This is a genomic window from Streptomyces sp. NPDC048734, assembly GCF_043198675.1.
Taxonomy (GTDB): domain Bacteria; phylum Actinomycetota; class Actinomycetes; order Streptomycetales; family Streptomycetaceae; genus Streptomyces.
The window spans coordinates 111989-133540 of the sequence record NZ_JBICUZ010000012.1; the positions used below are offsets into that span (position 1 = coordinate 111989).

General features: G+C 74.7%; 19 protein-coding genes and 2 pseudogenes. 12 read left to right on the forward strand and 9 right to left on the reverse strand.

The genetic code is table 11. The features are described 5' to 3' along the window. Positions 1–39: 39 nt before the first annotated feature. The gene (locus tag ACGFQC_RS27725; protein ID WP_393288822.1) at positions 40–1485 is read left to right on the forward strand and encodes a hypothetical protein; all 1446 of its coding nucleotides are present in this window, start codon (positions 40–42) and stop codon (positions 1483–1485) included. 79 nt (positions 1486–1564) lie between these two features. Here the strand turns inward: ACGFQC_RS27725 and gap are convergent, their stop codons facing one another. From gap to ACGFQC_RS27745, 4 genes and pseudogenes are all read right to left on the reverse strand, one after another. Further along, positions 1565–2563 (reverse strand): type I glyceraldehyde-3-phosphate dehydrogenase, encoded by a 999-nt coding sequence (gene gap / locus ACGFQC_RS27730; protein ID WP_363089594.1) that lies wholly within the window; start codon positions 2561–2563, stop codon positions 1565–1567. Positions 2564–2681: 118 nt separating this feature from the next. Beyond that, entirely contained in the window at positions 2682–3638 is a 957-nt protein-coding gene (locus tag ACGFQC_RS27735) for a helix-turn-helix domain-containing protein (RefSeq protein WP_363089595.1), read from the reverse strand. Between the two features lie 108 nt (positions 3639–3746). Beyond that, positions 3747–4118 (reverse strand): annotated as a pseudogene (locus ACGFQC_RS27740) (hypothetical protein); the annotation flags it as partial. A gap of 301 nt (positions 4119–4419) precedes the next feature. After that, positions 4420–4830, reverse strand: a pseudogene (locus ACGFQC_RS27745) (molybdopterin-dependent oxidoreductase); the annotation flags it as partial. Between the two features lie 326 nt (positions 4831–5156). Between ACGFQC_RS27745 and ACGFQC_RS27750 the strand changes: the two are divergent. Next, on the forward strand, positions 5157–5330 hold the full coding sequence (locus ACGFQC_RS27750) for a hypothetical protein (protein WP_363089596.1): 174 nt from the start codon (positions 5157–5159) through the stop codon (positions 5328–5330). A gap of 92 nt (positions 5331–5422) precedes the next feature. Continuing rightward, complete coding sequence (gene argG / locus ACGFQC_RS27755) at positions 5423–6877, forward strand: argininosuccinate synthase (RefSeq protein ID WP_363089597.1); 1455 nt, start codon at positions 5423–5425, stop codon at positions 6875–6877. A gap of 124 nt (positions 6878–7001) precedes the next feature. Here the strand turns inward: argG and ACGFQC_RS27760 are convergent, their stop codons facing one another. After that, positions 7002–7781 (reverse strand): SDR family oxidoreductase, encoded by a 780-nt coding sequence (locus ACGFQC_RS27760; protein WP_363089598.1) that lies wholly within the window; start codon positions 7779–7781, stop codon positions 7002–7004. A gap of 109 nt (positions 7782–7890) precedes the next feature. Beyond that, positions 7891–8775: an alpha/beta hydrolase gene (locus ACGFQC_RS27765; RefSeq protein WP_363089599.1), complete on the reverse strand. Its 885-nt coding sequence runs from the start codon at positions 8773–8775 to the stop codon at positions 7891–7893. A gap of 245 nt (positions 8776–9020) precedes the next feature. On the opposite strand from ACGFQC_RS27765, the gene ACGFQC_RS27770 reads away from it, so the two are divergent. Together ACGFQC_RS27770 and ACGFQC_RS27775 are read left to right on the forward strand one after the other, a co-directional pair. Next, positions 9021–9380, forward strand: a complete 360-nt coding sequence (locus ACGFQC_RS27770; RefSeq protein ID WP_363089600.1) for a metalloregulator ArsR/SmtB family transcription factor — start codon at positions 9021–9023, stop codon at positions 9378–9380. A 30-nt stretch (positions 9381–9410) separates the two neighbouring features. Next, complete coding sequence (locus tag ACGFQC_RS27775; protein ID WP_363089601.1) at positions 9411–9896, forward strand: SRPBCC domain-containing protein; 486 nt, start codon at positions 9411–9413, stop codon at positions 9894–9896. Between the two features lie 101 nt (positions 9897–9997). Here the strand turns inward: ACGFQC_RS27775 and ACGFQC_RS27780 are convergent, their stop codons facing one another. Continuing rightward, positions 9998–10180: a hypothetical protein gene (locus tag ACGFQC_RS27780; protein WP_363089602.1), complete on the reverse strand. Its 183-nt coding sequence runs from the start codon at positions 10178–10180 to the stop codon at positions 9998–10000. Positions 10181–10821: 641 nt separating this feature from the next. On the opposite strand from ACGFQC_RS27780, the gene ACGFQC_RS27785 reads away from it, so the two are divergent. Further along, positions 10822–11319, forward strand: a complete 498-nt coding sequence (locus ACGFQC_RS27785; protein ID WP_363089603.1) for a peptidylprolyl isomerase — start codon at positions 10822–10824, stop codon at positions 11317–11319. A 310-nt stretch (positions 11320–11629) separates the two neighbouring features. On the opposite strand, the gene ACGFQC_RS27790 is transcribed toward ACGFQC_RS27785, so the two are convergent. Then, positions 11630–13378 carry a sigma-70 family RNA polymerase sigma factor gene (locus ACGFQC_RS27790; RefSeq protein ID WP_363089604.1) on the reverse strand — a complete coding sequence of 583 codons (1749 nt, stop codon included), beginning with the start codon at positions 13376–13378 and terminating at the stop codon, positions 11630–11632. Between the two features lie 825 nt (positions 13379–14203). Between ACGFQC_RS27790 and ACGFQC_RS27795 the strand changes: the two genes are divergently transcribed. Further along, positions 14204–15370, forward strand: a complete 1167-nt coding sequence (locus tag ACGFQC_RS27795; protein ID WP_363089605.1) for a S1 family peptidase — start codon at positions 14204–14206, stop codon at positions 15368–15370. Positions 15371–15505: 135 nt separating this feature from the next. Here the strand turns inward: ACGFQC_RS27795 and ACGFQC_RS27800 are convergent, their stop codons facing one another. After that, positions 15506–16027 carry an N-acetyltransferase family protein gene (locus ACGFQC_RS27800; RefSeq protein ID WP_363089606.1) on the reverse strand — a complete coding sequence of 174 codons (522 nt, stop codon included), beginning with the start codon at positions 16025–16027 and terminating at the stop codon, positions 15506–15508. Between ACGFQC_RS27800 and ACGFQC_RS27805 the strand changes: the two genes are divergently transcribed. From ACGFQC_RS27805 to ACGFQC_RS27825, 5 genes are all read left to right on the forward strand, one after another. Beyond that, positions 16026–16616: an XRE family transcriptional regulator gene (locus ACGFQC_RS27805; protein ID WP_363089607.1), complete on the forward strand. Its 591-nt coding sequence runs from the start codon at positions 16026–16028 to the stop codon at positions 16614–16616. The genes ACGFQC_RS27800 and ACGFQC_RS27805 overlap by 2 nt on opposite strands. Further along, positions 16613–17836, forward strand: coding sequence for an MFS transporter (locus ACGFQC_RS27810; RefSeq protein ID WP_363089608.1), 1224 nt, complete (start codon positions 16613–16615; stop codon positions 17834–17836). Before ACGFQC_RS27805 ends, ACGFQC_RS27810 begins: the two co-directional genes overlap by 4 nt. Before the next feature lie 358 nt (positions 17837–18194). Beyond that, positions 18195–19841, forward strand: a complete 1647-nt coding sequence (locus tag ACGFQC_RS27815) for a protein kinase (RefSeq protein ID WP_363089609.1) — start codon at positions 18195–18197, stop codon at positions 19839–19841. Further along, a complete protein-coding gene (locus ACGFQC_RS27820; RefSeq protein WP_363089610.1) occupies positions 19838–20512 on the forward strand; it encodes a hypothetical protein in 675 nt (224 codons plus the stop codon). The genes ACGFQC_RS27815 and ACGFQC_RS27820 overlap by 4 nt, the downstream gene beginning before the upstream one ends. Positions 20513–20660: 148 nt before the next feature. After that, the gene (locus ACGFQC_RS27825) at positions 20661–21548 is read left to right on the forward strand and encodes an oxygenase MpaB family protein (RefSeq protein ID WP_363089611.1); all 888 of its coding nucleotides are present in this window, start codon (positions 20661–20663) and stop codon (positions 21546–21548) included. The last annotated feature ends 4 nt before the right edge of the window (positions 21549–21552 follow it).

Genomic DNA, 21552 nt, shown 5'->3' on the forward strand with positions numbered 1-21552 from the left:
GGGCGGCCCGGCGCGGGCCGCGCGGCCTAGCGTTCCGGTGTGACCCGCACCCCGCGCCCCACCCGGCCCCGCACCCCGCATTCCGGCTCCGGCTCCGGCTCCGGCTCCGGCTCCGGCAGCGTACGCCGCGATCTGTACGCCGTCGGGGCGGCCGTCCTGCTGGTGACGGCGGCCGTGCTGATCGGCCGTCACATCCAGCGCGACCGCCGCACCCTGTTCGTCGACTGGCCGCCGTTGCTGGCGAGTTGGGGACCTCATGTGGGACCGGGCACCCCGGCGGCGGTCGTCCTGGCGGTGGCCTGCGTGGCGTACGGCCCCGCCGTGGCGGCCCGCCTGCCCTGGCGGGCGCTGCTCGCGGCGGTCTGGGGCACGGCGACGGCGTGGATCCTCTCCCTCGCCCTGGTCGACGGCTGGCGGCGGGGCGTCGCCGGCCGGCTCACCACGCGCCACGAGTACCTGCGGGTCGTCGACCGCTTCGCCGACGTCCCGGCCGCGCTGCGCGGCTTCGACGGGCACATCCTCCTCGACGCGCCCGACAACTGGCCCGCCCACGTCGCCGGTCACCCCCCGGCCGCCACGCTCACCTTCGTGCTGCTCGACCGGATCGGTCTGGACGGCGGGGGCTGGGCCGGGGTGTGGTGCGTCACGGTCGGCGCGACGGCCTGCGCGGCCGTGCTGGTCGCGGTGCGGGCCCTGGCGGGCGAGGAACTCGCACGGCGGGCCGCCCCGTTCCTCGTGGTGGCCCCGGCGGCGGTGTGGATGGGCACGTCGGCCGACGCCTACTTCGCGGCCGTCGCCGCCTGGTCGGTGACCCTGCTGGTCCTCGCCGTCACCGCCCGGTCAGCCCGGCGTTCGATCGGATGGGCGGCCGGTTCCGGCCTGCTGTTCGGCCTGACCTGCTATCTCTCCTACGGCCTCACCCTGTTCGCCGTCGTCGGCGCGGCGGTGCTGCTGCTGGGCCGGCGGCGCGTGCGGGAGCGACCCGCGTCGCTGCTCCTGCCGCTGCTCGCCGGGCTCGCGGTGGTGCCGTCGCTCTTCACCTTCGCCGGGTTCGACTGGTGGGAGGCGTACCGCCTGCTCGTGACGCGTTACCGCCAGGGCGCGGGCGGGGTCCGCCCCTACGGCTACTGGGTGTGGGCCAATCTCGCCTGCACCGTCCTCGTCGTCGGCCCGGCCTCGACGGCGGGCCTGGGACGGGCCGGTGCGGTGCTGCTGCGGCACCCGCGCGCGGTGCTCACCGCCCCCGGCGACCAGGACCGTCCCGCCGCCGAGGCCAGGCTGGCGCTGCTGGCCGCTTCCGCGTCGCTGGCGCTGCTGGCCGCCGACCTGTCCGGCATGAGCAAGGCGGAGACGGAACGCATCTGGCTGCCGTTCGCGCTGTGGCTGTTCCCGGCCTGCGCGCTCCTGCCCCGTACGCGCGCCTGGCCGGCCGCCCAGGCGGTCCTGGCCCTGCTGCTCAACCACCTGCTGAGGACGGGCTGGTGACGCGGGCCAGGACGCGCCGGCGAAGGCGAGGACGCGCATGCGGGCGGCGGGGGCGCGGGCGCGGGACGAGCGTGGCCGGTCAGCCGGCGGCGAGCAGTCCGAGCGTGTCGATGACGCGGTTCGAGAAGCCCCATTCGTTGTCGTACCAGGCGACGACCTTGATGTGGCGGCCGTCGACGCGGGTGAGGGCCGAGTCGAAGATCGACGAGGCCGGGTTGCCGACGATGTCGGCCGACACCAGCGCGTCCTCGGAGTACTCCAGGACCCCGGCGAGGGGGCCTTCGGCGGCGGCGCGGTAGGCCGCCAGCACCTCGTCGCGGGTCACGTCGCGGGACACGGTCGTGTTGAGTTCGACGATCGAGCCCACCGGGACGGGCACCCGGATCGAGTCGCCCGACAGCTTGCCCTCGAGGTTCGGCAGTACCAGGCCGATCGCCTTGGCGGCGCCCGTCGTGGTCGGCACGATGTTGACGCCGGCGGCGCGGGCGCGGCGCGGATCGCGGTGCGGGCCGTCCTGGAGGTTCTGCTCCTGGGTGTAGGCGTGCACCGTGGTCATGAAGCCGTGCTCGATGCCCGCGAGGTCGTCGAGGACCGCGGCCAGCGGCGCGAGCGCGTTGGTGGTGCAGGAGGCGTTCGAGACGATCGTGTGCAGCTCCGCGTCGTACGCGTCGGTGTTGACGCCGAACGCGAGCGTGACGTCGGCGCCGTCGGAGGGCGCGCTGACGAGGACCTTCTTCGCGCCCGCGTCGAGGTGGGCGCGCGCGGCCTTCGCCGAGGTGAAGCGGCCGGTCGCCTCCAGCACGATGTCGACGCCCAGTTCGGCCCAGGGCAGCTGGGCCGGCTCGCGCTCGGCGAGCACCTTGATGCGGCGGCCGTCGACGACGAGGGTGTCCCCCTCGGCGCTCACCGGGCGGCCGAGACGGCCGGACGTGGAGTCGAAGGCGAGCAGCCGGGCGAGGGCGGCGGGCTCGGTGAGGTCGTTGACGGCGACGACCTCGAGGTCGGTGTCGCGTTCCAGCAGCGCACGCAGCACGTTGCGTCCGATACGGCCGAATCCGTTGATGGCGATGCGAGTCATGTGTGGTGTCCCTTCCGTTCGCCTCCCCAGGTTCGCGCGCAGCCCGCGGCCCGGACAGCGGCGAGATCGCCACGGTTCGAAAGGATCGCGCCAGCCGCGCGTGTGCCCGGCCGGGTCGCTACTCGCCCCGGGTGAAGGTGCGCCGGTACTCGCTGGGGGTGGTGCCGAGGATGCGCTGGAAGTGCGTCCGCAGGTTGGCGCCGGTGCCGAGGCCGACATCGGCGGCGATCTGCTCGACGCTCCGCTCGGACCGTTCGAGCAGTTCCCGGGCCGCGTCGATACGGGCGCGCATCACCCACTGCATGGGCGTGTATCCGGTGTCCTCGACGAATCGCCGCGAGAAGGTGCGGGGCGAGACCGCCGCGTGCCGGGCGAGCACCGTGAGGGTGAGGGCGGCATCGAGGCGGCGCAGTGCCCATTCGCGGGTGGCCGCGAACCGTTCGCCGAGCGGCTCGGGCACGCTGCGCGGCACGTACTGCGCCTGGCCGCCGCTGCGGTAGGGGGCCGCGACGAGGCGCCGGGCGGTGTGGTTGGACGCGGCCACCCCGAGGTCGCCGCGCAGGATGTGCAGGCACAGGTCGATGCCGGAGGCGGCGCCGGCCGAGGTCAGCACGCTGCCCTCGTCGACGAAGAGGACGTTCTCGTCGACCCGCACCAGCGGGTACCGGGCCGCGAGGGCCCGGGCGTAGTGCCAGTGCGTGGTGGCACGCCTGCCGTCGAGGAGGCCGGTGGCGGCGAGTGCGAAGGCGCCCGTGGAGATGGCGGCGAGACGGGCGCCGAGGCCGTGGGCGGTGACCAGCGCGTCCACGACGGCCGGCGGGGGGTCGTCGCGGTCGGGGAAGCGGTAGCCGGGGATGAAGACGATGTCGGCCCGGGAGAGGGCGTCGAGCCCGTCCGCGACGTGGTAGGAGAGGCCGTCGCCACCGGTCACCGGCCCCGGCGCCGCGCCGCAGACCCGTACCTCGTACGGCATGCTCGCCCGCGTCGTGAACACCTGCGCGGGAATGCCCACGTCCAGCGGTTTCGCCCCTTCGAGCACGAGGACGGCGACACGACGGAGACGGGGGGCCTGCACGGGGCCAGGTTACCGGGCGGGGACCGACGGCCTCGCCGCCCGCCCACCGACAGCCCGCTCGCCCTCCCGGGCGGGGGGGGGACGCCCGGCTGCCCGGCCGTCGCCGCCTCACGGACTGGTCAGGACCTGGGGCGACAGGATCTTGATCATGGTGTTGGTCCAGCGCATCCGCCGCAGGGTCTGCGGGTGGCACGCGGTGGCCAGGGCGAGGAGGTCGTCGTCGCGGGCGGCCCGGGCGGCCCGGGCGAGCATCTCCCAATGGAGGGAGTTCCCGGTGGCGTCCAGGTGCAGCTGCCGCAGGTCGCGCAGGAGCAGCAGGCCGGGCTCGGGGCGGTGGCCCACCGCTTCGGCGGCCCTCTCCCGGAGCGTCGACAGAACGCCCGGCGCGGATGCCCCGGAGGAGTCGCCGAGGTCGAGGCCGTGGGCCCGGCCCGCGTCGCCCAGGCGCCGGACGTGTTCGCGGGACCAGCCGGCGAGGTCGCGTCGGGGACCCCGTGGGGCGGGAGGTAGCCGGCCGCCTTGATGACGGCCTTCCCGTCGGGGTTGAGGGAGCGGTACTCGACCGCGTCGGCGCTCGCGCCGGTGACCAGGTGCTTGCCGTAGCTCTCGCAGACGTCGGGGTGGGCCCAGCCGATCCCGTCGGTGTGGAGGCGTTCGGTGCCGTCCGGGGCCTGTTCGTTGCAGGGCCACTGGATGCCGCTGCCGCCCCGCAGCCTGTCGTAGGTGATGCCGATGCAGTCGCACGGCCGGCCGGCGCTGCACCGTTTCCACGCCTCGATCGACCTGGGCCGCGTTCGTCCAGCAGTTCCCGTGAACGGGTGACGATCCGGTCCAGCGCGGTGTCCCAGTCGCACTCGACGAGGCGTCCGTCGCGGCGGATCAGCGGTGTGGTCAGCCGGTCCGGGGAAGCGTTGGCCTGCCAGCCGAAGAGGTCCTTGGGCCCCAGCCGTCCGTGGTTGACCCGGTCGTCCGCCCGGCCGCGCACGCCGACCATGCGGCCGTCCAGCACGGCGATGTCCATGGCGTCGCCGTCGGGGTGCAGGATCGACGCCGCCTGCACCCACCGCTGGACCCGCGCCGGATCGACGCCCGCCGCCAGGTGGGTGTCGACGCGCACGGGCCACGGCTCGTGCGGCCCGTAGGGGGTGCGGCTGCCCCACGGCCGCGCGATCCGGTCCACTGAAACGTCCATGTCTGCCTCCCGGCGGTTCCTGGGCCATCGACCGGTGCGGCACCCCGTCCGGGCGGCTCCGCCGACCCCGGTGGCACCCGGCACGGTACCGGCGTCCCCGCGGCCCCGCGTGCTGTGCCGCCGCCCGTTCCGGTATCCCCCGGTGCCCCGGGGCCACGCCGTAACGAAGCCCGAGGCGCCTCCGCGCGGGCGCCCGGGTGCGGTCACGCCGATTGACGGCGACGCCGCCGGGGCACCCGGGCGCCACGCGGACGTTCCGGCCACGACCGGCCCGGAACGCTCCGGCGCACCCGTCCGGACGACGACACGATCCAGGAGGACCTCCCATGAACGACCACACCCCCAGCCAGGCCGAGGGCGAGCCCGAGGAGCCCGACACCGGGAACAGGACGGACACGCCTTCTCCTGACCACCCGACGCCGTCCCAGGCCGAGGGCGAGAGGGACGACGAGCCCGACAACGGAACAGGGGCGGGGGCCGGCGGCGGGACCGGGAGCTGATCCGGCACCTCACCGGCGGGTCCGGGGCGGCGCCGCGCCCGGCGCGGACAACCGCCTTTGCATGATCATGCGAGATGCTGCATACTCTTCCCATGTCCAAGGTCCTCACCTCCCTTCCCGCCGGCGAGCGCGTCGGCATCGCCTTCTCGGGCGGCCTCGACACGTCCGTCGCGGTCGCGTGGATGCGCGACAAGGGCGCCGTCCCCTGCACCTACACCGCCGACATCGGCCAGTACGACGAGCCCGACATCGCGTCGGTGCCCGGTCGTGCCAAGACGTACGGCGCCGAGGTCGCGCGTCTCGTCGACTGCCGCGCGGCGCTGGTCGAGGAGGGCCTGGCCGCACTCACCTGCGGGGCGTTCCACATCCGCTCCGGCGGGCGCGCCTACTTCAACACGACGCCCCTCGGCCGCGCGGTCACGGGCACCCTGCTGGTCCGGGCGATGCTCGAGGACGACGTCCAGATCTGGGGCGACGGCTCGACGTTCAAGGGCAACGACATCGAGCGGTTCTACCGGTACGGGCTGCTCGCCAACCCGCACCTGCGGATCTACAAGCCCTGGCTGGACGCGGACTTCGTGACCGAACTGGGCGGCCGCAAGGAGATGTCGGAGTGGCTGGTCGCCCACGACCTGCCCTACCGCGACAGCACGGAGAAGGCGTACTCCACCGACGCCAACATCTGGGGCGCCACCCACGAGGCCAAGACCCTGGAGCACCTCGACACGGGCGTGGAGACCGTGGAGCCGATCATGGGCGTGCGCTTCTGGGACCCGTCGGTCGAGATCCCCACCGAGGACGTGACCATCGGCTTCGACCAGGGCCGCCCGGTGACGATCAACGGCAAGGAGTTCGCCTCCGCCGTGGACCTGGTGATCGAGGCGAACGCCATCGGCGGCCGGCACGGCCTCGGCATGTCGGACCAGATCGAGAACCGGATCATCGAGGCCAAGAGCCGCGGCATCTACGAGGCGCCCGGCATGGCCCTGCTGCACGCGGCGTACGAGCGGCTCGTCAACGCCATCCACAACGAGGACACCCTCGCCCAGTACCACGCCGAGGGCCGCCGGCTGGGCCGCCTGATGTACGAGGGCCGCTGGCTGGACCCGCAGGCGCTGATGATCCGGGAGTCGCTGCAGCGCTGGGTCGGCTCGGCGGTCACCGGCGAGGTCACCCTGCGGCTGCGGCGCGGTGAGGACTACTCGATCCTCGACACCACGGGCCCGGCGTTCAGCTACCACCCGGACAAGCTGTCGATGGAACGCACCGAGGACTCCGCGTTCGGTCCGGTGGACCGGATCGGCCAGCTCACCATGCGCAACCTGGACATCGCCGACTCGCGCGCCAAGCTGGAGCAGTACGTCGGACTCGGTCTGATCGGCACCGGCAGCCCGGCCATCGGTGCCGCGCAGGCGGCCGCGACCGGCCTCATCGGCACCATGCCGGAGATGCCGCAGGGCGGCGCCGAGGCCATCGCCTCGCGCGGCGAGGTCACCGGGGACGACGAGCTGCTGGACCGCGCCGCCATGGAGTTCGGCACGGACTGACGTCCCGGCACGTGAAGGGCGGTCCGGCACCCGTGGGTGCCGGACCGCCCTTGCGCGTCGCTCACCGGGGGTCGCTCACCGGGCGTCGGGCCACCGGGAATGAGCCGGTCGCGTCACCGGACGCTCAGTGGACGGAGAAGCCGCCGTCCACGAAGACCGACTGACCGGTGACGTAGCCGGAGGAGCGGCCGGCCAGGAAGACCGCGGCCCCGGCGAAGTCCTCGGCCAGCCCGTTGCGGCCGACCATCGTGCGCGCGGCCAGCGCCGCCACCTTCTCCGGGTCGCAGGACAGCCGTGCGTTCAGCGGCGTCATGACGAACCCGGGCACCAGCGTGTTGCAGGTGACGCCGTGCGGTGACCACGCCTCGGCCTGGGAGCGGGCCAGGGACTCCAGCGCGCCCTTGGAGACGCCGTAGGCACCGCTGTCGGCGAACGCCCGGTGTGCCTGCTGGGAGGTGACGTGGATGATCCGCCCGTAGCCCCGCTCGGCCATGCCGGGTCCGAACCGCCGGCCCAGCAGGTGGGGCGCCTCCAGGTTCACCGCCATCGTCGCGTCCCACACGTCGTCGTCCAGCTCGCCCATGGGCGGTCGCGGGTTGACGCCGGCACTGTTGACGAGGATGTCGGGCTCGCCGAACACCGCGACCGCCCGCTCCGCCGCCGTACGCACCCCGTCTCGGGTGCTCAGGTCGCCGCTCACCCATCCCGCGCGGCAGCCGTCCGCCGTCAGCTCGTCGACGGTGGAGGCGAGTTCCCGCTCGTTGCGGGCCACGACGACCACGCTCGCCCCCGCTCGCGCGAGCGCCCCGGCGACGGCCCTGCCGATGCCGGAGCTGCCGCCCGTGACCAGGGCGGTCAGGCCGTCCAGCGAGAACAGGTCGGAGAGGTAGTCGCGCGAGGTCATGAGCGCACCCTAGACGCCCGGTGTCCGGTACACGGTGACGGCCCCGGGGCGGGGAGGTGACGGCCCCGCCGCCTCCCGCCACGGGCGCGGACCGGGAGGCGGCGGCGCGTCAGACGGCGGCGGCGTCGGCGGGGTGCTCCAGGAAGCTGAGGTAGGGCAGGTCCGTCAGGGGCTCGCCGGTGCAGAACCGGACGATGAGGTCGGCGTGGGCGACGTCCTGCTCCAGGGTGAACATGTGGTCGGCGTCGCGGAACGTCGCGAACGGGGCACGCAGTTCGCGGGCCAGCCGCCGTCCCTGGGCCGGGGTGGTGAGGTGGTCCTGCTCGCCCGTGTAGACCACGGCGGGCACGTCGAGGACGATCGGCTCGTACCACTCGTGCAGCAGCATGCGGGCGTTGTGGTCGCAGGCCTTGGCGAGGTCCTGGCCGCTCTGGGTGCGGAACTGGTGGCTGAGCATCCGCCAGACGGCCGAGTGCCGCGGGATACGGCGGTCGGGCGGCTTCACGAACGTCGCCATCAGGCTGTCGGCGAGTTCGTCGCGCCGGCCCTCCGCGACCATCGCCCGCCACCGCGGGATCATGCCGAGATACGGCTGCGGCAGCCGTCCGGTCATCGCGCCGAGCAGCAGCCGGGACACCTGCCGGGGGTACCGCTGGGCACAGCGCAGGGCGATCGCGCCGCCGTAGCAGGTGCCGAGCAGGTTCGCGTCGCGGAGGTCGAGTTCGACGAGCAGGTGGTGCAGGGCGGCGGCGAGGAAGTCGTAGCCGTGGGCGGCCGGGAGCGGGTCGGCCGCGCCGAAACCGGGGAGTTCGACGGTCACCAGTGAGGCGTGCCCGAGCAGCAGTTTCTCGTAGTTGGCCCAGGAACCGCGGTCCTGCATCATGCCGCCGATCACTACGAGCGGCCCGGTGACCGGGTCGGGCGCCTCGGCCACCCGGCAGAGATAGGTGAACCCCTCGAACTGCAAGCGGTGTTCACGCCTGCGCCCGGTCATCGGCGGCTCCGTCCGGCCGTCGGGCCGCGGTCGTGACGAGCACGGGACCACGAGCTCGCACGGTCGCTCGGCGTCGGCGGGACGGCTGTGGTGAGGGCATGTTCCATGGGAGGTTCAACGCCCGCCCGGCCCTGTTTGTCACGCTCGCCGGTGGGGCGACTTCCGCCCGCGGGGCCCGGCGGGACGGGCGGCGCCGCCGGGCGGAGGCTTCACACGGGACGCCCGAGGAGTTAACCTACAACCAAATGGTTGTAGACGAAGCCGCCGACGGTGACCTGAACCGCCTCTTCCACGCCCTGGCGGACCCGACCCGCCGGGACATCCTGCGCCGCTGCGTGTCCGGCGGCCTGTCGGTGTCACGACTGGCCGACGAGTACGCGATGAGCTTCGCCGCGGTGCAGAAACACGTCACGGTGCTGGAGGGGGCCGGACTGGTCTCCAAACGGCGCAGGGGACGCGAGCAGCTCGTCCGCGCCGAGCCCACCGCCCTGGCACGGGCGCGGCAGGCCCTCGACGAGCTGGAAGACCTCTGGCGGGGCAGGGTGGACCGCATGTCCTCCCTGCTCACGCCGGAACCCGGCACGGCGGAGCGGGAACCCCCGTAGGGCGCACACCCAGAGGAAAGGACCGGACAGATGACCGTGACCAGCGTGGACAAGGACCTCGACCGCCTCACCCTCACCCTCACCGCCGACTTCGCGGCCCCGGTCGAGAAGGTGTGGCAGCTGTGGGCCGACCCCCGTCGGCTGGAGCGCTGGTGGGGGCCGCCGACCTACCCGGCGACCTTCGAGGACCACGACCTGACCCCTGGTGGAGAGGCCACCTACTTCATGACCGGCCCCGAGGGCGACAAGCACCGCGGCTGGTGGCGCGTCACCTCGGTCACGCCGCCGGCCTCCCTGGAGTTCACCGACGGCTTCGCCGATCCGGACGGCACCCCCAGCACCGCGATGCCGACCACCACCGTGCGCGTGCGCCTGACCGGGCACGACGGCGGAACGCGCATGGAGATCACGTCCGCCTTCGAGACCCGTGAGCAGATGGAGCAGCTGATGACCATGGGCATGGAGGAGGGCCTGGCGCAGGCGGTCGGCCAGATGGACGCCCTCCTCGCCGGCTGAGCCGGCACCGGACCGCACGCTCCGTGCGACCGTCGAGCCGTTTCCTGTGCTCGCGACGAACACGACCACCGAGCCCGTTCCGGGCGCCGTGCGCCTGCTCCTCACTCCGCGTCGGCCGGTCGGTCGGCGAGGGGGCATTCCCTGAGCGGGGTGGCCGGGTCCGCCTCCGCGGGTGAGGGCGGCAGGGCCACGGCCACGGTGACGGCGCCGAGGACGGTACGCCGTCTCGTCGGCGGGGCGGCGGGGCGGCGGGGCGGCGGGGCGGCGGTGGGGAGCGGAACCATGAACGACCTCCAGCGGGAGCGGACTTGACGGCTGGAGGCCAGTCGGCGGCGGAGGGCGCCGGACATGGGTGCGCCCGCCGTGCCTGCCCCGTACTTCGAGTGGGCTGACGCCGTGCACGGCCGTTCCGTGCACGGCCGGCGTCCGTCACGGCCCCGGATCAGGGGCAGGCGGTGCCGGCGACGGTGAAGCGGCGGACGGGTGACTCCCCTGGGGGGTGGGTGACGGGTGACTCCCCTGGGGTGTGGGTGACGAAGGTGTCGTACAGGCCCATGGCCCGGCCGGATCCCTCGGCGTAGGTGTGGCCGCCGGCGGTGGTGGTACGAACGGCCTGGCCGTGGGCGTGGTCGCTTGCACGGCGACTCCCTGGGCGGCCTGGGGGGACATCGGTCCGCTGAGCGGCCCGGTGGCCGGCACCGTAGGAGTCGTACACCGGGCGACGGTACCGCCGTGGGCACCACGACCCGCCGGACACCGGGCGCATCCGCACGGGTTGCGCCGTCCGACGACAGCTGCTGGGCCCGCCGAACGGGCGGCACGGTGGTGCCCGGCGGGGTCCCGATGCGTGCCCGCGCGGGCACGTGCTGCCCGACACGTGGGGGCCCGATTCGGCAGCGGTCGCCGGAACGTGCAGGATGGGGGCATGACGACCAAGGTCTATTTCGACATCACCATCAACGACGAGCCCGCTGGGCGCATCACCTTCAACCTGTTCGACGACGTCGTGCCGAAGACCGCGGAGAACTTCCGCGCGCTGGCCACCGGCGAGAAGGGCTTCGGCTACGCCGGCTCCTCCTTCCACCGCGTGATCCCCTCCTTCATGCTCCAGGGCGGCGACTTCACGCGCGGCAACGGCACGGGCGGCAAGAGCATCTACGGCGAGAAGTTCGCCGACGAGAACTTCACCCTCAAGCACGACCGGCCCGGCCTGCTGTCCATGGCCAACGCCGGTCCGAACACCAACGGCTCGCAGTTCTTCATCACCACGGTCGTGACCGGCTGGCTGGACGGCAAGCACGTGGTGTTCGGCGAGGTCGCCGACGACGCGAGCATGGAACTCGTGCGGAAGATCGAGTCCCTCGGCTCGCAGAGCGGCAGCACCTCCGCGAAGATCACCATCGCGGCCTCCGGCCAGCTCTGATCCCGTGCCCCGCACGGGCCGCCGGCGCACGGCCGGCCCGTGCGGGGCCCGTCACGTCCCCCGGAACACCTGCGCGCGGGCACGTCCCGCCCGGGGTCCGGGCGGGACGTGCCCGCGCGGGTGCGACCCGTGCGGGGTCACTCGGCGTGCGCCACGGGCCGGTCGCGCGATGGGCCGTGTGCGCGATGTGCGGTGGGGCGTGTGCGCGATGTGCGCGCCTCCGGCCCGGCCGTGGGTCGCTCCCGGACGGCCGGGTGCCGCACCCGCAACGCCGTACCGCCCGCCGGAGCGGGCTCGGTACGGCCTCCGCTCACAGCTTGGCGCCGAAGTTCTGCGTCCACCAGGGGCCGCCGCTGCCGTCGTGGATGCCCACACCGATGTTCTTGAAGGCGCAGTTGAGGATGTTGGCGCGGTGTCCGGGGCTGTTCATCCAGGACGTCATCACCGACTCGGCGGTCTGCTGGCCCTTGGCTATGTTCTCCCCGTAGGTGGACCAGCGGTAGCCCGCGGCGGTGATGCGCTTGCCGGGGTCGCCACCGTCCGGATCGGTGTGGTCGAAGAAGCCGCGGGCGGCCATGTCCTCGGAGTGGCCCTGCGCGGCGTCCCGCAGCTTCGCGTCATCGGTCAGCGGGCCGCAACCGGCCGCCGCCCGCTCCTCGTTGACCAGGGCGATCACCTGTGCCCCGAGGCCCGACGGAGCCGACTGCGCGACCGGCGTGCGCGAGGCCGCCGGCTTCGGCGCGGGGGCCTTCGCCGTGGCCGGGGGCGTGCTCCTGCTCTCCCGGGGACTCGGGGAGGCGCTCGGGGTGGGCGACGCCGAGGCGGACGCGGACGCCGACGGGGAGGGGGAGGGGGAGACGGACGGGGAGTTCCCGGGGGTGGTGCCGGTCGTGGCGGGATCCGTCAGGAGCGCCTCGTCGACGGTCCGTGCCGCGGTCTCCCCGCCGGGTTCGTCGCCCGGCCGGGTGCCGAACCAGTAGAGGCCGCCGCCCGCCACACAGGCGGCCACGACCGCCGCGCCGGCCGCCCGCCGCCGGACGCGACGCCTGCGCCGCGCCGCGTCGCGGGCGGTGGTCCGTCCTCCCGGTGAGCGGTGGCCGCCGGACGCAACGGTCCCCACGACGCTCTCGCCCGCTCCGGGACCGCCACCGAGGCCGTCGCCGACGCTCTCGCCGGTGCCGGGGCCACCGGCAGCACTCCCGCCACCGAGGCCGTGGCCGGCGCCGAGCGGGGAGGCCGCTCCCGTCGCGGCCAGGGCCGACGGGTCACAGGCCGAGCGGACCCTGGCCGCGAGCGCGGGCGACGCCGCCACCAGCGCGAGGCCCGCGAGCAGTCCCTCCGCGGGCAACAACCCGCTCCACAGGCCCGAACAGCGCGTGCAGCCGCGCGCGTGCCGGGCTATTCGCTTGCGCCACAGCGCCGACGGCCGTCCGTCCCAGCTCCCCAGTACGCCCCGCAGCTCCTCGCAGAGCGGCTGGGCGTCGAGCGCTCGCACGACCACGCGTGCGGCTTCCAGCTGCGCCTTCATGCGCTGCACGCGGACGGCGGCGTGTTGCGGGGACAGTTCCAGGGCCTCGGCCACCTCGGCGCGGGTCAGCGCGCCGGCGCACTCGAGCCACCACAGGGACAGCAGGCTCCGGTCGTCGGGCTCGAGCCAGCGCGTGGCGCGCGCGGTCTCCTGGCGCTGCCCCGACAACTGAAGCCGCACCATGGTGAGATCGACGAAGTCGGCGCCCGGGTCGGCCAGGTCGCCGGCCTCCTCCACGGGGCCCTGGGCGAGCTGCCGTTGCTGCCAGTGCGCGCGGACCTGGTTCATGGTGATGGCCACCAGCCACGACCGGAAGCTCCCGGGGTCGCGCAGCGCGGCCAGCGAGTCCAGGGCGCGGAGCATGGTCTCCTGGACCACGTCGTCCACGTCCACGGAGCCGTTCAGCGCCCGGCCCACGATGTTGTAGACCAGCGGAAGGTACGCGCTGACCAGAGCGTCCTGTGCCGCCGGGTCGCCCCTTCGGGCAGCGGTCACCAGTGCCGCCTGCTCCCTCGTGTGCTGAGTACTCATTGCCGCTTCCCTGTCGTCGATGCCGAACACGTTGCTGTCCGTGACAAGGGAGATCTCTGAGACGGCCTCGGATAACAGTTATTCGGAAATTCGTGTGGTGCGATGTTCGTCGCACTGCCCTCGCCACCGCAATGGGGAGGATCACACCGGGCCCACCGCCCGACTCGACTGCCCGCCGTCGGGCGGCCGTCGGGCGACCGTCGGCAAGCCGTCCACCGCGTCCGCGACGTCCTGCCCGAAGGCGGTGGGCGCGACGAGGAGGGTGAGGACCGGCGGTGCCGCGCGACGGCTCCCGGAGCGGCGCGCGCCCCGCCCGTCCTTCCGGGCGCGTCCGTACGGGTGGCATCGGCCGGGCGGCGAAGCGGCACGGGGCCGGGCGGCGTTGTGCAGGACCCAACCACCGTCATCGGGAAAGGCACTTCGATGCGACGTACGTTCCTCCTCGCCGTCTGCGCCCTGATCACCGCGGCCGCCACCGGCTTCTTCGCCACCAGCGCCCTGCGCAACCGCTGAGGCGCCCCCATCGGACCGGTCACCGGAAGGACACCGGCTCCGCGACACACGCACACACCAGCCCAGCGCCTCGACACACGCACACCCCAGCCCAGCGCCTCGGCGCGCGCCGACCCGGCGTGCGCCGAGGCGTGCGGCTGTCGGGGCGCACCCGTGTCGGGGCGCGCGCCACGGAGCCACCGGAAACCGAAGTCTGTGATTGGCATGGACCTGTCCACGACGGATGGCTACCCTCTACCCATCCGTACGAGAGCGCTCTCAGACGCGGTTGTTCCACCCCCACCCCGCTGGAACGACGAAGGGGCAACTCCCTTGAGACACCGCAGACTCAAGTACGCCGGACTCGCCGTCCTGCTCCTGGCCGGCAGCTGGACCACCGGCTCCGTCCTGCCCGCGGCGGCGAACGACTCCCCCGCACCGGCCGCCGCGGACTCCCGGCCGGTCTCCACCGGACTGCTGGCCGCGATGCAGCGCGACCTCGGCCTGTCGAAGCGTCAGGCCGAGGAGCGGCTCTCGGCCGAGCGCACCGCCACCGCCGTGGAGCCGCGGGCCCGCAGCGCCGCCGGAGCGTCCTACGGCGGTGCGTGGTTCGACGCGGCGGAAGGCCGGCTGACCGTGGCCGTCACCTCCGACGCCTCCCCCGCGACGCTGCGCGCCGTCCGCTCCACCGGCGCCGCCGTGCGCACCGTCGAGCACAGCGCGCGCGAACTCGACGCGGCCAAGGAGCGCGTGGACCGGCTGCCCGCCCCACAGGGGGTGAGCAGCTGGCACGTCGACCCCGAGGCCAACACGCTGGTGGTCGAGGTGGTCCGGGACAGGGCCGCCGACAACGATGTCCGCCGGTTCGTCTCCCGGGCCCGCGAGGCCGGTCCCGTCAGCGTCGAGACGGTCGCCGCGGCGCCGCGGACCTTCGCGGCGGGCACGGTCGGCGGCGACCCGTACTACACGGGCAACGTCCGCTGCTCCATAGGCTTCTCGGTGCACGGCGGGTTCGTCACCGCGGGGCACTGCGGCCGGGCGGGCGCCGGTGTCAGCGGCTGGGACCGCTCCTACGTCGGCACCTTCCAGGGCTCGTCGTTCCCGGACAACGACTACGCCTGGGTGAACGTCGGCAGCGGCTGGTGGACCGTACCGGTCGTGCTCGGCTGGGGAACCATCCCCGACCAGCTGGTGCGCGGTTCGGCCGAGGCGCCGGTCGGCAGCTCGATCTGCCGGTCGGGCTCCACGACGCACTGGCACTGCGGCAGGGTGCTGGCCAAGAACGAGACGGTGAACTACAGCCAGGGCGCGGTGCACCAGATGACGAAGACCAGTGTGTGCGCGGAACCCGGCGACTCGGGCGGCTCGTTCCTCAGCGGTGACCAGGCGCAGGGCGTCACCTCGGGCGGCTGGGGCAACTGCGCGAGCGGCGGGGAGACCTGGTTCCAGCCGGTCAACGAGATCCTCAACCGCTACGGGCTGACCCTGCACACGGCCTGATCCGCGGCGGACCCGGGAGCCCCGGCCGGCAGGCCGGTCACGCCCCCGGGTCCGTACGCCGGCGCCCCGGGTCCGTACGCCGGCGCCCCGGGTCCGTACGCCGGCGCTCCCGGGCCCGCCCCGGTCGCCGCGGGTTCAGTCCTCCAGTGCCAGCCGCATGATGGTGAGGTCGAACCACCGGCCGAACTTCAGCCCCGCCTCGCGCACCGTGCCCACCTCGGTGAAACCGAACCGCCGGTGCAGCCGGATCGACGTGGCGTTGCCCGACTCGATCCCGGCGATCATGCTGTGGTGCCCGGCCCCGCGCGCCGCCTCGACGAGGGCGCCCAGCAGCGCGCCGCCGATCCCCAGGCCCTGGCTGCCCTCACGGACGTAGACGGAGTTCTCCACGGTGTGGCGGTAGCCGTCGAGGTCGCGCCAGGGGCCGTAGACCGCGAACCCGACGACCTCACCGCCGGACTCCGCGACGAGCGCCGAGCCTCGCGCGAGGTGCGCGGCGAGCCAGACCGCCGCGTCGGCCGGCGACTGCCGGGTGTCGGTCCACAGGGCCGTCGAGGTGGCGACGGCGTGGTTGCGGATGACGCGGATGGCCTCGCCGTCGGCCGCGGTCGCCGGACGGACCCGCACCACCTCACGCTTCTCATATATTGTCACCATGTCCAACATAGTAGATCCCCTGGTGGGGCGGATCGCCGTCCGCGTGCGCGCCGAGCGCGAGCGACGCGGCTGGACCCTCAACGAGCTGGCCGAGGCCTCCGGGGTCTCCCGCGCGATGATCCACCGGATCGAACGGGGCGAGAGCAGCCCCACGGCCGTCGTGCTCGGCAAGCTGTCCGCCGCCTTCCGGCTCAGCGTCTCCTCGCTCCTGGCGCTCGCCGAGGCCGAGGGCCACGGGCCCGACGGCACGGCCGGGGTCAGGCGGTACGGCGACGCGGCCGAGTGGCGCGATCCAGACACCGGTTACCGGCGCCGTCAGATCACCGGACCGCGCTTCCCCGTGGAGACGGCGGAGATCCGGCTGCCCGCCGGGGCGGCGGTGTCGTACCCGGCGGCGTCCTTCGCGTTCGCCCGGCAGGTGGTGTGGGTGCTGGACGGACGGTTGACCTTCCACGAGGGGAGCACCGTCCACGACCTCGGCCCCGGCGACACCGTGGAACTCGGCGAGCCCGCGCCCTGCACCTTCGCCAACGACGGCGACGCCGAGTGCCGGTACGTCGTCATCCGCGCCCAGGCCGACCGGCCGTGAGCGGCCCTGCCCTCCCCCGGTACGGCACCCTGCTGCTCGCGGGCACCGCGGCGACGGCGATCGCCAACAACTACGTCCTCCAGCCCTCCCTCACCGACGTGGCCGCCGACCTCGGCCTGTCCCCCGCCACGGCGGGGCTGGTCCCGACGGCCACCCTCGTCGGCTGCACGACGGGGTTCGCGCTGCTGCTGCCCCTCACCGACCGGATCGCCCCGCACCGGCTGGTCGGCGTCCAGCTGTGCGCTCTGGCCGGGGCGCTCGTGCTGGCCGCCGCCGCGCCGAACGCGCCGGTCCTGCTGGCCGCCTGTGTGCTCATCGGCGCGATGGCCGGGGTCGCGGCGCAGGCCGGTGCCATCGCGGGCCGGTACGCCGCACCCGGCCGGCGCGGCAGGGCCATGGCCACGGTCGCCACCGGCCTGTCCGCCGGCATCCTGCTGAGCCGCTGGGCCGGCGGGAGCCTGGCCGACCTGCTCGGCTGGCGCCGCATGCTGCTGGTCTTCGCCGGCCTCGCCCTCCTCGGCGCGATCGCCGCCTCGCGGCTCCTGCCCCGCGAACGCCCGCGCCCCGCGGAGGGGTATCCCGCCGCGCTCGCGGCCATGGCACCCCTGCTGCTCCGGCGCCGCCCGCTGCGCCGCGCCGTGGCCCTGGGTGGCCTGTGGTACTTCGCGTTCAACGTCGTCTGGGTGGCCCTCGCCCTGACGCTGGCGCGTCCGCCCCACTCGCTCGACGCCGCCGCCATCGGTCTGTACAGCCTGGCCGGTCTCCTCGGGTTCGCGGCGCTGCCGTTCACCGGCCGCCTGGTCGACCGGTACACGCCGGGCCGGGTCACCGTCGGGGCCGTGACGGTAGCCGCGCTCGGCACGGCGGTCCTGGCCGCCGGTTTCCCGCACCCGGCGGCGACCGTGGTGGGGCTGGCCCTGTTCGACGCCGGCTGCTTCGCCGCGCAGGCCGCCAACCAGAGCGTCGTCGTCGCCGTCGACCCCCGCCGCGCCGGCAGTCTCACCGGCGTCTACCTCGTGCTCTACTTCGCCGTCGGCGCGCTGGGCGCGGCCGTCACCGGGCCCCTCCTCGACGCGCTCGGCTGGCGGGGCACGATCCTCACCGCGCTGAGCGCCCTCCTCGCCGCCGGCGGGCTCGCCGCCGCGCGCCGGGGAGGGACCCGGCAGGACGAGGACGCCGGAGAGAACCGGCACCGGCCGGCCGCCCCGTGCCGCCCCTGACCCCGGGGACGTGGGACGTGGGACGTGGGACGTCGAAAGGGTCCGCCGATGGAACGGGCCCGGCCGCCACGGCCGGCCCGGCGGCTCCGGCACGTCGGCCCGTCCGGTGCCCGCCGGCGGGACGGTGACCGTCCCGCTCACCCGGACGGCGACGACCGGGCCGACCCCGCCCGCCCCGATGCGCGACTTCCGGCGGCCGGCCGCCGCGGGCGGGTTCGCGGCCGGGTGTGACGGCCGCTGTCGGGTGTGACGTCCGCGGCCGGCCTGCAACCGCTCTGGCCGAAAACGTGTCTTCGTCCGCGTGGCCCGGTGTGCCGGGGCGCGGTGACACGGGCGTGGTGCGGGCTGGGGGACGGCGATGAACACATGGGCGGTACCGGGGTACTCCGAGTCGCTCGAACTCGGGTCCGGGGCGAGCGGGCGGGTGGTGCTGGCCGTCCACGAGCCGACGGGTGTGCCGGTCGCGGTGAAGTACCTCAGCGAGTCGCTGCGGACGCGGCCGGGCTTCGTGCACGGGTTCCGCGCGGAGGCGCAGCTGCTCGCCGGACTGAGCAGCCCGCACGTGGCCGGTCTCTACGAGTACGTCGAGGCCACGAACGGCGCCGCCATCGTGATGGAACTGGTGGACGGCGTCTCCCTGCGGACCGCGCTGGCCCGGCGGGGCCCGCTGTCGCCCGAGGCCGCGCTGGTCGTCCTCAAGGGCTCGCTGCTCGGTCTCGCCGACGCGCACCGGGTCGGCGTGGTCCACCGGGACTACAAACCGGAGAACGTCCTGGTCTCCCCCGAGGGCGTGTCCAAGCTGGTCGACTTCGGCATCGCCGTGGACGCCGGTGTGCGGGCCGGCGCCGCGGGGACGCCCGCCTACATGGCCCCGGAGCAGTGGACCGGCGCCCCGGCCTCGCCCGCCGGTGACGTGTACGCCGCCACGGCCACCTTCTTCGAGTGCCTGACCGGGCGCCGGCCCTACACGGGCGACAACCTGGCCGAGCTGGCGCTGCAGCACGTCGAGGGCGCGATCCCGGTCGCGGAGGTGCCCGAGACGGTGCGGTCGCTGGTCGGCCGGGGTCTGGCCAAGTCGCCGGAGCAGCGGCCCTCGGACGCGACGGCGTTCGTCGCGGAGCTGGAGGGGGTCGCCGTGGCGGCGTACGGGAGCGACTGGGAGGAGCGGGGACGGGGCCGGCTGGCCGCGCTGGTCGCGCTGTTGCTGTTCCCCCGTCCGGCGGGCCGGGAGACGCCGTCGGCCGCCACCGACACGGCCCGTACGGTGTTCGGCCGGGGCGCGGGCGGCGGCCTGCGCCCGTGGCGGCCCACCTGGCCGGGGCTCGCGGTGTCCGTGGCCGTCGTGCTCGTGGCGATCCTGGCGGGGCGCGGCGTCGGCGCGGACACCGTCGCCGACTCCCGTCAGGCCGCGCAGGCCCTGGCCACCACGAGTGCCGTACCCGCCGTACCCGCCGCGCCCACGGGCACGGTCCCACCGAGCGCCGCGTCGCCGACGCCGACGCCCTCCGACGCGCCGTCCGCCACCGCCTCGTCCGGCAGCCCGGCTCCCCCGTCCGTGTCCCCGGACCCCTCGCCCTCCGCGTCGCAGGCCACCCCGAGCGCGGGGCCGGCCACCGCGGAGCCCTCGGTGCCGGCCTCTCCCGGCGCGACGGCCGGCACCTCCGCTCCCCCGGGCCCGCCCGCGGTCGAGGACGTCACCGTGACCGGCTTCCGGCAGACCGGGCCCGGCACGGCCACGGCGACGGTCACCGTCACCACGGACGGCACCGGCCCGTTCTCCGTCACCGTCGGCTGGTTCACCGGGAACGTCGGCGGCCGGCCGGGGACCGGCGACGGGACACCGACGACGCAGCAACGCAGCGGTGCCACCCAGTACTCCTTCACCGTCGACCACGCCTTCCAGGGCACCGGCTGCTACTGGACGGTCCAGGTCGGCACCGGCGCCGCCGCCGCCGGCGGCGGCGCCTCCCAGCAGCTCCTGACCAGGCAGTGTGAACTCCGATGACCACCCCCGACGGCGCGACGCCCGCACCCGGTTCCCTCCCCCCGGCGAAACCCGGGGCCGGGGACGACGACTACAGCGCGACCGTGCTGGCCAGCCACTGGGTCCAGCTGCCCGACCCCGGACCCGCCTCCGCCCCGGGCCCCGCCCCGACCCTCGTGGCCGGCACGGTGGCCGTCCCCGACGACGGGACCGTCCTGCGCTTCGGTCCCGGCGTGACGGCGGCCCCGACCCGGCGCCCGCGGCCCACGCCGTCCGCGCCCGTGGCTCCGCCGCCGCGCCGCCGGCTGCGGCGACACGCGCTGCCCGCGCTGGTGCTGGTCGCCGCCGTCCTGTTCGTGTTCTGGCGTCAGCACACGGCATCCACGGTGGGCGTGCGGGAGGTGTCGGTGGCGGTCGCGCGGGAGCTCCAGGGCTGTGACACGACCGCCGGCGTGGTCGGGGTCGTCCGCACCGACGGCCGGCCTGGCACGCTCTCCTACCGGTGGGTGCGCAGCGACGGCACCTCCTCCGCCGTACGGCACGCCACGGTCGCGCGGGGACAGCGGCATGTGCGGCTCCAGTTGCTGTGGACCTTCCGGGGGCCCGGCCGGCACGCGGCGGTGGCGGGGCTGCGGGTGCTGTCACCCGAGCGGCGGTCGGCCGAGGCCCGGTTCGTGTACGACTGCTCCTGATCGTCTGTTCCCGGTCGCCTGTTCCCGGTCGCCGTCCGGCACCGCTGCCGCCGTCGGCGCGTCGCCTCGCGCGCCCCTGTGGAGGTAGAAAGGAACGGACGCCACGGGCCTGCGCTTCCCGGTGGGCCGAGAGGAGGCCACGGCAGCCATGAGGACGATCGGAACGGGTGGCCCGGGTCCGCGCGAGCGGCTGGGGCAGGGTCTCTTCGCGCGCGTCGCCGGGCCCGAGGGGGCGCGCAACCGCGCCCGCATCCACGGCACGCCGGGCCCGCGCTGGTTCGGACCGGAGCGTCCCGTCCGCCGGGTGCACGGCGATGCCTCGATGTTCGTCGGCGGGCTGTCCGCCCTGCTGCTCCAGTCGCTGCATCCGCTCGCCATGGCCGCCGTGGCCGCGCACTCGGGCTTCCGGGGCGACCCGTGGGGCCGGCTCCAGCGCACCAGCACCTTCCTCGCCACGACGACGTACGGCACCGCCGAGCACGCCCAGCAGGCCTGCGACCAGGTCAGCGCCGTCCACGAACGCGTCCGCGGGGTCACCGCGAGCGGGGAGCCGTACCGCGCCTCGGACCCGCACCTGCTGGCCTGGGTGCACGTCGCCGAGGTCGACAGCTTCCTGCGCGCGCACCAGCGCTACGGCCTGCGCCCCCTGTCGGACGAAGAATGCGACGGATACGTCGAGGACACGGCGCGGATCGCCGTCGCCCTCGGCATCCCCGATCCGCCGCGCAGCAGGGCGTCGCTCGCGGCGCGGCTGTCGGCGTACCGCCCGGAGCTGCGCGCCACTCCCGAGGCCCGGGACACCGCCCGCTTCCTCCTGCTGAACCCGCCGGTCCCCCTCGTCGCCCGCCTGCCCTACGCGGTACTGGCCGCCAACGCCGTGTCGCTGCTGCCCGACTGGGCCGCCGCCGAGCTGCGCCTCCCCCGGTTCGCCGTGGTCGACAACCTGTGCGTACGGCCGCTGGGCGCCGCGATGACGGCGGCGATCCGCTGGGCGATGACGCCGACGCGGCGTGCGGTGGTCGCGCCGCCGGTCTGACGGG